The following is a 12,959-nucleotide window of genomic DNA, read 5'->3' as shown; positions in this document are numbered from 1 at the left end:
GCGCATTCCCGGCTGACGTGCCGTATGTCAGGTCAGGGCGGCCAGCTCCGCCTCCAGGTTGCGGCGTGCCGGGGCCTCCCAGTTCGCGGCGCCGTACGGGGTGCGGAAGAGGCGGGGGAGGGCGAGGAGCTGCCGCAGCACGGCGGCGCGGCCGGTGCGGAAGGCCTCGTCGGGTACGAAGCCGTACTCGGCGCGGACGGCGGCGGCGTAGGCGGCGTACGCGTCCGGGGTGCCGGCGAGGACGCCGAGGTCGGCGTCGCAGAGGGCCTCGCCGTTGGTGTCGCCGGGGGCGGGGTCGTGGGTGACGGTGAGCCGCACCAGGCGGGCCGCCTCGGCGGTGCGGGCCGGGCCGACGCCCAGCTCGGGCAGGGCGCGCTCGGCGAGGGCGGCGCTGCGCTCCTCGTTCTCGGAGCGGTCGGGGCGGTAGACGGCGTCGTGGAACCAGGCGGCGAGCTCGACGGCGGCGGGGTCTTCGGCGTGGCCGGCCAGTACGTCGATCCGTGCCAGTACGTCGGCCAGGTGGGCGGTGGTGTGGTACCGGCGCTGTGGCTCGGCCCAGGCGGCGAGGAGGCGGTCGGCGTAGGGGGCGGGGTCGCGGGTGGCGCCGGCGGCGGTGGCGGTGGCGTCCCAGCGGGCGCGGAGCGCGGCGGTGTCGGGCGTCGTCTCGGGCGTGTCCATGCGGACATTGTGGGGGTGACGCGATTCTGCTGGTGGAGCGCGGGGTGAGGCCCGTACCCTGGATATTGGACTAGACCTATTTTCCATATGGGCATAAGGATGGGATCACATGAGCAACCGTGCGCTCCTGGAGGTGATCGCCCTCGACGCGGAGGACGCGGTCGCCGCCCAGGCAGGTGGGGCGGACCGACTCGAACTGGTCACCGACATGGCCGCCGACGGGCTCACCCCGCCGCGCGAGACCTTCGCGGCGATCAGGGCGGCGGTCGACATCCCGCTGCGCGTGATGCTCCGCACGTCGGACGGGTTCGCGGCGGGCGACGTCTCCGTGCTGGTGGAGACGGCGCGGGGGCTGCGGGCGGAGGGCGCGGAGGAGTTCGTCCTCGGCTTCCTGCACCCGGACGGCAGCCCGGACCTCGACGCGGTCGAGGCGGTGCTCGCGGAGCTGGACGGCTGCCGCTGGACCTTCCACCGCGCGATCGACCGCGCCGCGGACCGGGACGGCCTGCGCAAGGCCCTCGCGGACCTGCCGGGGCTGGACACGTACCTGACGGCGGGCGCGGCGACCGGGGTCACGGACGGGCTCCCGGTGCTGCTGGCGGAGGCCGCGGCGGGCCGGCGCGGTGAGCCGGGGTACGGGCCGCGGATCCTGGTCGGCGGCGGCCTGGCCCTGTCGCACCTGCCGGTGCTGCGGGAGGCGGGGATCGACGCGTTCCACATCGGCGGCGCGGCCCGTCCCTCCGGGTGGGACCGCCCGGTCTCCGCGGCGGCGGTCGCGGACTGGCGAGCCGCGCTGGCCTAGCGGCCCGGCCGCTGCGCTGCCGCGCGGGGCTCGCCGGGGTCCGGGGCGTGCCGTGCGGGCCCTGCGGGGCTTGCCCCTCCCCGCCCTTCCGCCGTTCCCCGGGCTGTGCCCGGACCCCCTGGGGGCTTCGCCCCCAGACCCCCGCGCCTCAAACGCCGGCGGGGCTGGAAGATCCAGCCCCGCCGGCGTTTGAGGCGCGGGTCCGGGCAGCGCCCGGGGAACGGTGGAAGGGCGGGGAGGGGACCTCGCCCCGCGCAGCGGCACACCCACCCGCACCCGCCCACCGGCCCCGGCCACGGGCACCGCCCCTCACCCGACGGCCGGAGGCCGGCGCAGCGGCGCGGAGCCGGGGAGGCCGCCCGCGGCCGGGCCGTGCGAGCGGTGCGTGAAGCAAGGTGTGGCCGCCGAGCCGCGCGTGCGGCGCGTCAAAGAACGAGCGCCTCCGGCAGGGGGGCGGCGTGGAGGGCCGTGAGGCCGGAGACGGCTCGGGTGAGGCAGACGTACAGCCGCCGCAGCCCGGTGCGCTCGTCCGGCTCGCCGTCGACGATCGCCGCCGGCTCGTCCAGTACCACGTAGTCGTACTCCAGACCCTTCGCCAGCGACGCCGGCACCAGGGTCAGGCGGGACTCCGCCGTGGTCTCCTCGCCCGGCGAGAGGTACGCGAGGCCCGCCTCCGCCAAGGCCTCCGCCAGCACCGGCACACGCGCGTCCGCCGCGATCAGCCCGATCGACCCCTCGTGCGCGAGCGACGCCCGGCACGCGGCGACGACGTCCGCCGTCAGGGCGTCCGACGACGACGGCGTCACCGTCAGCGACCCCGGGGCCTCACGCACCGAGGACACGGCCGCCAGCCCCGGCGAGATCGCCGGCAGCAGCCGCGACGCGTACGCGATCACCTCGCGCGGTACGCGGAAGCCCGCCGTCAGCTCCTCCAGCACCGCCTCCGGCTTGCCCAGGTGCGTCAGCGCCTCGTCCCAGCTGCGGGTGGCCCACGGGGTGGTGCCCTGCGCGAGGTCGCCCAGTACCGTCGCCGAGCCCGTCGTGCAGCGGCGCCCGACCGCCCGGTACTGCATCGGGGACAGGTCCTGCGCCTCGTCGAGGACGACGTGGCCGAGCGAATGCGTCCGCTCCACCAGGTCCGACGCCTCGTCGATCAGCACCAGGTCCGCCGCCGACCACTTCGCCGACCGCACGCTCCGGAACGGCTTCGGCCACAGCAGCAGCTTCTGCTCGTCCTCCGTGAAGACCCCCTCCGCGTGCAGCGCCAGGAACTCCGCGTCCGACAGCAGCCGCAGCACCAGCTTCGCCGGGTCGACCACCGGCCAGACCGCCTTGACCGCGGCCTTCACCGCCGCGTTGCGGGCCACCGCGTCCTGCACCCGGTCGTCCGGCGCCTCGCCCGCCTGCTCCATGCGTACGAGCACCGCGTGCGCGATCCGCTGCGGCAGCGCGTCGCGGGCGGCGCCGTAGCGGATGTCGCGCTCCTGGAGCTCGGTGACGATCTCCTCCAGCTCGTACGCGGGCACCCGCCACCGGCGCGAGCCGCGCACCACCATCAGGGGCTCCGCCGGGGCGGTGACGTGCGAGCGGACCGCGCGGCGCAGCACCTCCGCCATCCGGGCGTCGCCCTTGACCACCGCCGTGGCGGCGGCGTCGGCGCCTCGCACCTCCAGTCCCGGGCGGGCGACGAGGTCGTCGACGGTGGCCTGCTTGACCTCCAGCTCGCCCAGGGCCGGCAGGACCTGCTCGATGTAGTGCAGGAAGGAACGGTTCGGCCCGATGACCAGCGTCCCGGTGCGGGCGAGGCGCTCGCGGTGCGCGTACAGCAGGTACGCGACGCGGTGCAGGCCGACGGCCGTCTTACCGGTGCCGGGGCCGCCCTGCACGCAGACCGAGCCCGACAGGCCGGAGCGGACGATCTCGTCCTGCTCGGGCTGGATCGTCGCGACGATGTCGCGCATGGGGCCGACGCGGGGCCGCTCGATCTCCTGCTGGAGCAGCTTGCTGACGGCCGCCGACTCGGCCGGGTCGGAGAGGTGCTCGTCCTCGTACGCGGTCAGCTCGCCGCCGGTGTAGCCGAAGCGGCGGCGCAGCCCGACGTCCTGCGGGTCGGCCTTGGAGGCGCGGTAGAAGGGCTGGGAGACCGGCGCGCGCCAGTCGATCACCATCGGGTCGCCCTCGGCGTCGTGGACGTGGCGGCGGCCGATGTAGAACTGCTCGCCCCCGGCGCCCTCGGCCAGCTCGGCGCCCGGCGCGTGCAGGTAGTCGAGGCGGCCGAAGAAGAGCGGGGTGTGGGCGAGGTCGGCCAGTGCCCTGATGCGGTCGTCGATCTGCGCCTGGAGGACTGCGGCGTTGACCCAGTTCGCGGTGACGTCGCGGATGTCGAGGGCCTCGACGTCCTCGCGCATGGCGCGCAGGGCGGAGCGCGAGGCGGCCAGGTGGGCCCGTTCGCGGCCGAGCGGATCGGCGGAACCGGTGGCCTCTGCGTCGGTGTCGGGTGCGGTCTCGGGGGCGTGCGCGGACACGGGAGGGCCTCCAGCTGCTGTGGTCTGGTGCTACGTCGGTGCGGTACGGGAAGCCCCCGGTTTCCGGCCGGAAGGCGGCTCTCCCCGATGGGGCGGCGGGAGGCGGCAAGAGCGGAGATTGTAGTCAGCCGGGCGGGACGGCGCGAATGGATATCGGGGGCCGGAAGTCCTGGGGACCGGGACCTCCGTACGGGTGTCATACCGGGGAGTGTCAGACCTTCGGCAGAGCCACTAGGGGATGCCATGGGCCCCGAGGAGGACACGGAAGGGCCGCAGGTTCCGTCCCGAGGGCGATGTGCGCAGAGGGGGAAAAACGCACCATGGATACATGAGCACCGCAACCTTCACCCCGGTCCAAGGTGGCCTCCCCAGCGGGGCCACCGCCACCTCCGACCAGCGTCCGCGCCACCGCGTCGGCGATGTCCTGCGCGCCGCGAAGGTCTTCGCCGCTACCGCCATGAGCGTGGTCGTCCTCGGTGAGTACGCCGAGGACGCGGGCGTCATACGCCGCTGACGCCCCCGGCCACAGACCCCTTGCGCGGGAACGTGCAAAGCCTTGGCCTGAACCCGGCGGTAGCCGTGCGCCGATCCACTAGGGTCACGCGCGTGACCCGCAGCCCCGCCTCCGCTTCCCCACCCCCACCACTCGCAGCTGTGCTGGTCACAGGCTCGCTGCTCGCTCTGGGCGTCCTGTGCATCGCCCTGCGCATCCCGATGGCCGACGCCGTCCTCAGCGGCTTCTCCGCCGCCGAGTGGCACCCGCCCAGTGCCTATCCGCCGTTCGCCGCGATCCTCTTCACGCCCGCCGCCTGGCTCCCGGCGGGCGTCCTCAAGGCCGTCCTCGTCCTCGGGAACGCCGGCCTGCTCGCCCTGCTGATCGTGCTCTCCTGCCGGCTCGCGGGAGTACGGGCCCGGCGGGGTCCGGTCCTGGCCGCCACCATCGCCGGGATGTGGCTGGAGCCGCTGTTCCAGAGCCCGTTGCCGGGGCAGATCAACCTGGCGCTGACCTGCCTCGCCGTTTGGGACCTCGGCCGGCCGCGCGCCGCCCTCGGCAAGGGCTTCGCCCTGGGCGTCGCCGCCGGGATCATCCTGACCCCGGCGCTCCTCATCCCGTACCTGCTGCTGACCCGGCGCGTCCGGGCCGCACTGACCGCCCTGGCGGGCTTCGGCGGCACCGCCCTGCTCGGCCTGCTGGTGCTCCCGGAGGCCTCCGCCGACTTCTGGGCCCACCACGTCCCGGTGACCGGCCGGGCCCTGCTGCGGGAGTGGCCGCACCTGTGGGTGTGGGCGGTACCGCTCCTCACCGCCCTGACGGGCGCGGCCCACCACCTCCGCACCCGCCACCACGACGACCACGACGACCACGAGTACCAGGGCAACCACGGCGGCCACGGCCACCGCCCGCAGGCGGCCGGCCGGATCCCGGCCCCGCGGCCGCCCTCCGAGGGCCCGGTCAGTCGCTCGCGAGGAGCTCGTCCGCGTCCATGATCCGGTAGGCGTAGCCCTGTTCCGCCAGGAAGCGCTGGCGGTGGGCGGCGAAGTCCTGGTCGATCGTGTCGCGCGCCACGACCGAGTAGAACCGCGCCTCGTGCCCGTCCGCCTTCGGCCGCAGCACCCGGCCCAGGCGCTGCGCCTCCTCCTGCCGGGAGCCGAACGTGCCGGACACCTGGATGGCGACGGTGGCCTCCGGCAGGTCGATCGAGAAGTTCGCGACCTTCGAGACGACCAGCACGTTGATCTCGCCCTCGCGGAACGCGTTGAAGAGCTTCTCCCGCTGCGCGTTCGAGGTCTCGCCCTTGATGACGGGCGCGTCCAGGTGCTCGCCCAGCTCGTCGAGCTGGTCGATGTACTGCCCGATGACCAGCGTCTGCTCGCCCTGGTGCTTGCGCACCAGCGCCTCCGTGACCTTCCGCTTCGTCGCCGTGGTCGCGCAGAAGCGGTACTTCTCCTCCGTCTCGGCGGTCGCGTACGCGAGCCGCTCGGACTCGGTCAGATTGACGCGGACCTCGACGCAGTCGGCCGGCGCGATGTACCCCTGCGCCTCGATCTCCTTCCACGGCGCGTCGAACCGCTTCGGCCCGATCAGCGAGAACACGTCCGACTCCCGCCCGTCCTCACGGACCAGAGTGGCCGTCAGACCGAGCCGCCGCCGCGCCTGGAGATCGGCGGTGAACTTGAACACCGGCGCCGGAAGCAGGTGCACCTCGTCGTACAGGATCAGCCCCCAGTCCCGGGAGTCGAACAGCTCCAAGTGCGGGTAGACGCCCTTCCGCTTGGTCGTCAGCACCTGGTACGTGGCGATCGTGACCGGCCGGATCTCCTTGCGCGTGCCCGAGTACTCGCCGATCTCCTCCTCCGTCAGGGAGGTGCGCTTGACCAGCTCGTGCTTCCACTGCCGCGCCGACACCGTGTTCGTGACCAGGATCAGCGTCGTCGCCTTCGCCTTGGCCATCGCACCGGCCCCGACCAGCGTCTTGCCCGCGCCGCACGGCAGCACGACCACACCCGAGCCGCCGTGCCAGAAGCCCTCGACGGCCTGCGCCTGGTACGGGCGCAGCGCCCAGCCGTTCTCCTCCAGCTCGATCGGGTGCGCCTCGCCGTCCACGTACCCGGCGAGGTCCTCCGCCGGCCAGCCCAGCTTCAGCAGCGTCTGCTTGATCTGCCCGCGCTCCGAGGGGTGCACGGCCACCGTGTCCGCGTCGAGCCGCGCCCCGACCAGCGGGGCGATCCGCTTCGACCGCAGGATCTCCTCCAGCACCGGCCGGTCCGTGCTGGTCAGCACCAGCCCGTGGACGGGGTGCTTGGACAGGGTCAGGCGCCCGTAGCGGGCCATGGTCTCGGCGACGTCGACCAGCAGCGCGTGCGGGACGGGATAGCGGGAGTACTCGACGAGCGCGTCGACGACCTGCTCGGCGTCGTGCCCGGCGGCCCGGGCGTTCCACAGCCCGAGCGGGGTGATCCGGTAGGTGTGGATGTGCTCGGGCGCCCGCTCCAGCTCGGCGAAGGGGGCGATGGCCCGCCGCGCGGCGCCGGCGAGCTCGTGGTCGACCTCGAGAAGGAGCGTCTTGTCACTTTGGACGATCAGTGGACCATTCACGCACGGCACCTCGCTTGCATCCGGTCAAACCTCCAGTGTGCCGCATCCCACCGCGGACAGGGGTCTCAGGCCGGGCCCGGGCCGGGGGAAAACCGATGCCGCCACCCGCTCGCGCGGCGTACCTTCCGGGCATGAGTGAAGATCAGCAGCCCTTCGTTCCCGACGGCTTCGACGTGCCGCGCGCCCTCGCCGGCGACGGCTTCCGCCTGGAGCCGCTGGGGGCCGGGCACAACGAGAGGGACCTCGCCGCCTGGACCGGGAGCATCGCGCACATCCGGGCCACGCCCGGCTTCGTCGGCCGCCACTGGCCGCCGCTGGAGGGGATGTCCGCCGAGGCGAACCTGGCCGACCTGGAGCGGCACGCGCAGGACTTCGCCGAGCGGCGCGGGTTCACGTACAGCGTGCTGCAAGGGGACGCGGACGTCATCGGCTGCCTGTACGTCTACCCGTCGAAGGAGCCGGCCGGGCGCGTGCGGGTCAGCTCCTGGGTGCGTGAGGACCGTGCGCACCTCGACGCCGTCGTGTACGGGGCGGTGAGCGCCTGGCTGCGCGAGGTGTGGCCCTTCGAGACCGGCCTGGTCGACTACGCGCCGAGGTGAGGCAGCGGGCCCGCCGGGTAGGGGGTCTCGGCCGGGAGCAGCGCGCGGGCGGCGTCGAGGTCGCCCGTGCGGACCAGGCCGTGGACCTGGCGGGCCAGCGGGGTGACGTCGCGGATGGACACCGTCCACTCGTCGGCGTACGCCCGTGACGCCGGACCCGACAGGCCCAGTTGCAGGGACCGGTGGGGCAGCGCGTTCAGGTGGAGGTCCCGCTCCGGATCCCACTGCACCCGGGCCGGGGAGCCGGCCAGGGACGCCTTCCACGCCTCGCGGTCCGCGTGGACGCCGGGTACGTAGTGCGACAGGCAGGCCTGGGCGAGGGCCCGGTCGAAGCCCTCGCGGCTGATCTCCACCGCCAGGACGGTCTCCTGGTCGGCCTTCGTGGCCCAGCCGCAGCGGTACATCATCCACAGGAACGACGGCTTGATCCACGTCATCCGCTCCCGCTTCCATGCGGGCGGGAACCGCCCGTCGCGGGCCGCGGGCACGCCGAGGTGCGGGGCGTAGGCCTGGTAGACGGTGACGGTGGTGCCGGTGTGGGCGGCACGGATCTGGTGCCGGGGGATTTCGGGTGCGGGTGCGGGCGAGGATTCGGGTGCGGGTGCGGCTTTGGGTTCGGGCGCGGTCGTGGCCGCGGGCGGTGCTTCGGACATGCCGTCAGGGTGCCGGTTCGCCGCCCGTGCCGACCAGCGGTTTTCCACCGGGGAATCCCGCTACACCTGGTCCTCCGCCAGTTCCGCGACGCCCGTGATCCGGTGCAGGGCGTACGTGCGGACCTCGTCCGCCGTGTGGTCGTACCCCGTCACGAAGCCGCCCTCCACCCGCACCGGGGCGATGACCCGCTGGCTCGCCGCCCCGTCCGCGTTCACGTACCCGATCCACACCGCCGACCCCGTCAGCGCCGCCGCCTGCACCGTCGCCAGGGTCTCCGCCGCGCTCGTCCGCGGCAGCTCCCCCGGAACGCCCGAGGACGACGTGGCCGCCGGCTCCTTGCGGACCGCCGTCGCCGCCAGGTCGCCCGCACGGATCGCCCGTACCGCCGCGCCCAGCAGCGTCGCGTCCGGCACCGGCGGCCCGTCCGGCACCGGCACCGGAGCCGAACGCGCCGGGGTGCGATGCGCGTCGGCCCGCGCCACCAGCACGTCGCCCGTACGGGACTCCGCCGCCGGGGCGAACCCCATCGCCCGCAGCCCGTCCAGCAGCGCCGCCGGGTCCGCCTGCGCCGCCAGCACCGTCGGCGCGAGACGCCGCAGACCCAGGGACGCCGACCGCTTGTCGGCCAGGATCTCGCCCAGCATGGCGTCGTCGTCGCAGCGCACGTACGAGGACGCCGAGCCGACCCGCAGGTGCCCGTGCCGCCGCGCCACGTCGTCGATCAGGTACGCCAGCGGCTGCGGCACGGGCGTACGGCTGTGCTCGGCGAGGAAAGCGTGCAGGTCCGAGGCGGCCTGCCCCGAGTCCAGCGCCCGCCGCACCGAACCCGGCGTGAACCGGTACACCGTCGCCCCGCCCTTGGACTCCACCTCCGCGAGCACCGCCAGCATCTCCGCCAGCGGACGCAGCAGCGGCCCCGGCGCCACCGCCGTCAGGTCCGCCTGCAACAGCACGTGGTCCACGGGCTCCGGCAGCAGCGGCGCCAGCAGCCCCGCCGCGTCCCCGTGCTCCAGCAGCGCCCGCCCGAACCCGCTGAGCGCACCCCGCCCCGTGACACCCAGCACCTCGGCCTCGTGCAGCGTCCACCGCGCGAGCCGGGCCCGCAGATCGCTCGTACCGCGCGCCGGCCGCTCCCAGGCGAGCCGCTCCAGCACCGCCTCCGGGTCGGGCACCCCGCCCTCCGGCAGCTCCCCGACCAGGTCCAGGACCCGCCGCCGCACCTCAGGCGCCGCCGAACGGTCCAGGTCCGGACCGAGCGTCGACAGGGTGCGGCCCTTCGCGTCCTGCTCCCCGGCCAGCCCCGACGTGCGGGTGGCCGGCAGCCAGGCCGCGGCCAGCGCCGCCCACCGCTGCGCGGGCGGCAGCTCCCGCCAGTCGTCGAAGGCGGGCGTCGGCGCGTACCGCTCGTCGGCCTCCCCGTCACTGGCCAGCAGCCCCGCCGCGTACGCCAGCTCCACCCAGAACGCCGCCTCGGACTCCGACGTGTCCAGCGCCGCCGCCGTCCGCTTCAGGTCCCGCACCGCCAGCCCGCCCGCCCGCAGCACCAGCGGCCCCGCGTGCTCCCAGGACTTCACCAGCTCCTCGACGGTGGCCAGCGCCGCCAGCGCCTGCCCCGCCGCGTTCGCGTCCACAAGCTGTGGACGGTGCTCCCGGTGCACGCCGACCACCGGTGCCAGCGGCTCCGTACGCCGGTGCGCCAGCCCGCCGCGCAGGTGCAGCGCCACCTCCCTCGGCAGTACGACCGTCCGCGGCGAAGCCGGCAGCAGCAGCCCCCGGTCGCGCAGCCAGCGCACCGGCGGCGTCGGATCCGGGGTCACCTCCCCGTACGGCGGCCCCCACACGAGCCGCCCCAGCACCTGGTGCGCCTCCGCCGGAGCCGCGTCCAGCAGCGCCGACATCCGCTCCGGGTCGGTGAACAGCCCGGTCAGCGCCGCCACCGCCGACACCGGGTCGTGCGTCGCCGGAAGCCCCGCCGCCGCAACGATCTCCTGCACCCGGGTCGGCGACATCCCCGCCGTCGCCTCGGCGACCGTCGGCCCCAGTCCCGTCGGGGAGGGCCGCTGCGCCGACGGGGCCAGCAGCTCCCGGGCGGTGCGGACCAGCCGCAGCCGGTCCTCGTCCCCCCACACCAGAGCCTGGTCCCGCAGCGTCCCCAGCGCCCGCGGGAGCGCGTCGCGGGCCTCGGCGTCCTCGCCGCCGGTCCCGGTGAGCAGCTCCTCCAGCACCGGGTACGGGCACGGGTCCGGGGCCACCGCGAGGGCCTCGGCCGTCTGGAGCGCGAACCGGTCCAGCCGGTCCAGGGCGCGCACCACCGACGCCCGGGTGCCGGCGCGGGTGGCCAGCTGGGTGACGTCGCCGGGCACCGGGTTCAGCAGATCGGGGCGGGCGTGCAGCAGGGCGGCGAGCGCCACGTCGTCGCGGGCGCGGAGCGCCTCGGCGAGGGAGCGCGGGGCGTTCGCCGCAGCAGTACTTGCCTCGGGCACGTTGGTCGCCTCCTGGTCACGCCGGCCGGACCGTCGGCCGGTCCCCATCCGGCCAACGGTATCCGCTGCGTCGTCGGCCGCTCCACGGACGCACGCGCTACCGTCGGGGGCGTGGGGATCGAGAGCGACCATCTGGTCTACGAATATCTGAGCCGCGTCGGGGACTTGGCGGCGCGGCGGCAGCTGTCGTCCGGGGACCGGATGCGCCTGGTTTCGGGGCTGCGGGACGAGATCGACCGCCGCCGCGCCAAGTACGAGCCCGACACCCCGGCCGCCGTACGCGGAATCCTGGAGCGCATCGGCACGCCGGAGGAGGTCCTCGACACGGTCGGCGCGGCCCGGTCGGCTGCCCTGTCCGCCCCGTCGGCAGCACCGGCCGCCCCGGCGGTGCCGACCCAGCGGGGCCCCGACAACGCCCCGCGGAACGTCCCGCGGAACGTCCCGCCGCACCTGGCCGGGCTCGACGAACTCGGGCCCTCCGGCGGAGCCGAACCCGACTGGTGGAGCCTGTCCCCGGGCGCCTCCGGGAGGGGGCCGCAGGTGGAGGGCTTCGCCGGCGGCATCGAGATCCCGGACCTCTTCGGGGAGGAGGCGGAGGAGCGGCGGGCGGCGAAGGAGAAACGGGATGCCGCCCCGGACCCCGCCGCCGGCCCGGCCGCCGCGGCAGGGGGCCTCGTACGGTTCCTGCGCGACCGGCGCGAGAAGAAGAAGGCCGCCGCCCCGGAAGGGGAACCCAGGCCCCGCCCGCACGCGTTCCTCGTACTGGCGGCGGTACTGCTCCTGGCGGGGGCGCTCACCGCGTACTGGCTGCTGCTCGGCGCCGGCGCACTGGTGGCGTACGCCTCCGGCGTGCTCGGACCCCGCGAACGCAAGTGGGTACTCCTCGGCCTGCCCGCCGCGGTGTTCACCCTGGCCATGCTCTGGCTCTGGGGCCGCGCCGCCGGCCACTGGGGCACCCCCATCCCCTCCGACCAGGTCGGCCCGTCCTTCCAGTCCCTCTGGCCCACCCTGGCCCGCACGGCGGGCGCGGTCACGGCGGCGTACCTGCTGTGGCGGTCGCGGCGGCGGTAGGGGGCGGGGCTTGCGGTGCGGGCCCGCTATCTCCCCCTCGACCCGTCCGGGCGGGTCGGTAGTTGCCCACCCGCCTCCCCGTCTGCGGGCCGGTGGGGCGGGAGCGGGACCCCTCGGGCGGTCTCGTAGCTGGTTTGGGGGTTTCCCGTCAGTCCCATCGTCCTTCCGTGTCGTGCCGGTCCCTCAAGGGCGCTCACTGCGTTCGCGTCGCTTCGCGATGGCCTTCGGCCACCCTTGACCGACCGACCCGCCCCGGAAAGCCGAAAGACTGCCGGGAAACCCCCAAAAGAACGGTCACGGGGGAGGAGGGGGAGGGGCGGCTCCCTCAGTGGCGAGGCGAGGGCCGGGCCTTGGCCGGCCGGGCATCCGGGCCCTCAAGAGTCGAGTTTCCGAGCCGGGGCGTGCCTATGCGCACGAGAGGTTGATCAGAGCGACCTCCGGAGCCCCCAAGCGCGGCAGATCGCTACGCGCTTCTGCCGTCTCGGCGTCCACCGACCGCCTGGGGCTGATACCCGCACCAGAGGTTGATCAGAGCAGCGCAGGGAGCGGATGGGCGCGTCGGATCGCTACGCGTTTCTCTGATCTCGGCGGCTGACAGCCGTCTCGGGCTGATACCGGCACCAGGGGCGCGTCAGGGCTGTTCGCCCATGGCTGTGCGCAACCAGTCCAGGGTGCCTTGGGCCAGGAGTTCGTCGGCGAGGCGCTGCGCGGCTTCGGTGGTCAGTCGGCCACGGCTGTTGTCGATCCGGCGTTGTGCGTTCGCGTAGCCCTGGGCCTTGTACTCGATGCCTTGGAGCATGCATTCCAGCTTGTCGGCGTCCCGGGCGCAGATGGACTCGGGTGTCTCCTTGGCCTCGTAACTGCGGGTTTCCTGCGTGTCGTGCCAGACGGCGAGGAAGGCTGCGGCGTGAGCTGCGTAGCTTCCCGTCGTTCAGGTCCGCGTCAAGTCCCCGTCAAGTGAATCGGTACATAGCCGACATCTCGCCAAAAAACGGCAGTGGGCAAGCCAACCTCCGCTCACGGTTCCGCACCCCGGTGGAGCCTCGGCAC

General features: G+C 74.5%; 10 protein-coding genes and 1 pseudogene. 5 read left to right on the top strand and 6 right to left on the bottom strand.

What is annotated here, in order from left to right:
* Positions 1–27: 27 nt before the first annotated feature.
* The gene (locus ACZ597_RS26660; RefSeq protein ID WP_471334915.1) at positions 28–678 is read right to left on the bottom strand and encodes an HD domain-containing protein; all 651 of its coding nucleotides are present in this window, start codon (positions 676–678) and stop codon (positions 28–30) included.
* Between the two features lie 109 nt (positions 679–787).
* On the opposite strand from ACZ597_RS26660, the gene ACZ597_RS26655 reads away from it, so the two are divergent.
* Positions 788–1,480 carry a copper homeostasis protein CutC gene (locus ACZ597_RS26655; RefSeq protein WP_471334912.1) on the top strand — a complete coding sequence of 231 codons (693 nt, stop codon included), beginning with the start codon at positions 788–790 and terminating at the stop codon, positions 1,478–1,480.
* Between the two features lie 425 nt (positions 1,481–1,905).
* Here ACZ597_RS26655 and ACZ597_RS26650 read toward each other — a convergent pair whose 3' ends face one another.
* Entirely contained in the window at positions 1,906–3,888 is a 1,983-nt protein-coding gene (locus ACZ597_RS26650) for a HelD family protein (protein WP_471335183.1), read from the bottom strand.
* 445 nt (positions 3,889–4,333) lie between these two features.
* On the opposite strand from ACZ597_RS26650, the gene ACZ597_RS26645 reads away from it, so the two are divergent.
* Together ACZ597_RS26645 and ACZ597_RS26640 are read left to right on the top strand one after the other, a co-directional pair.
* On the top strand, positions 4,334–4,519 hold the full coding sequence (locus ACZ597_RS26645) for a hypothetical protein (RefSeq protein WP_471334910.1): 186 nt from the start codon (positions 4,334–4,336) through the stop codon (positions 4,517–4,519).
* Positions 4,520–4,611: 92 nt separating this feature from the next.
* Positions 4,612–5,493, top strand: coding sequence for a glycosyltransferase family 87 protein (locus tag ACZ597_RS26640; RefSeq protein ID WP_471334908.1), 882 nt, complete (start codon positions 4,612–4,614; stop codon positions 5,491–5,493).
* On the opposite strand, the gene ACZ597_RS26635 is transcribed toward ACZ597_RS26640, so the two are convergent.
* Complete coding sequence (locus tag ACZ597_RS26635) at positions 5,459–7,102, bottom strand: DNA repair helicase XPB (protein WP_471334906.1); 1,644 nt, start codon at positions 7,100–7,102, stop codon at positions 5,459–5,461. The genes ACZ597_RS26640 and ACZ597_RS26635 overlap by 35 nt on opposite strands.
* 131 nt (positions 7,103–7,233) lie before the next feature.
* Here ACZ597_RS26635 and ACZ597_RS26630 point away from each other — a divergent pair, with 131 nt between their 5' ends.
* On the top strand, positions 7,234–7,701 hold the full coding sequence (locus ACZ597_RS26630; protein WP_471334904.1) for an N-acetyltransferase: 468 nt from the start codon (positions 7,234–7,236) through the stop codon (positions 7,699–7,701).
* Here the strand turns inward: ACZ597_RS26630 and ACZ597_RS26625 are convergent.
* Together ACZ597_RS26625 and ACZ597_RS26620 are read right to left on the bottom strand one after the other, a co-directional pair.
* The gene (locus ACZ597_RS26625) at positions 7,686–8,354 is read right to left on the bottom strand and encodes a DUF4291 domain-containing protein (RefSeq protein WP_471334902.1); all 669 of its coding nucleotides are present in this window, start codon (positions 8,352–8,354) and stop codon (positions 7,686–7,688) included. The genes ACZ597_RS26630 and ACZ597_RS26625 overlap by 16 nt on opposite strands.
* A 60-nt stretch (positions 8,355–8,414) precedes the next feature.
* The gene (locus tag ACZ597_RS26620) at positions 8,415–10,886 is read right to left on the bottom strand and encodes a helicase-associated domain-containing protein (protein ID WP_471334900.1); all 2,472 of its coding nucleotides are present in this window, start codon (positions 10,884–10,886) and stop codon (positions 8,415–8,417) included.
* A gap of 63 nt (positions 10,887–10,949) precedes the next feature.
* Between ACZ597_RS26620 and ACZ597_RS26615 the strand changes: the two genes are divergently transcribed.
* Positions 10,950–11,909, top strand: coding sequence for a hypothetical protein (locus tag ACZ597_RS26615; RefSeq protein WP_471334898.1), 960 nt, complete (start codon positions 10,950–10,952; stop codon positions 11,907–11,909).
* 631 nt (positions 11,910–12,540) lie between these two features.
* Here the strand turns inward: ACZ597_RS26615 and ACZ597_RS26610 are convergent.
* Positions 12,541–12,813, bottom strand: a pseudogene (locus ACZ597_RS26610) (HD domain-containing protein); the annotation flags it as partial.
* Positions 12,814–12,959 lie beyond the last annotated feature (146 nt).

It is taken from the genome of Streptomyces sp. NPDC040718 (assembly GCF_055593565.1).
This window is presented reverse-complemented; position numbering and strand designations above follow the sequence as displayed.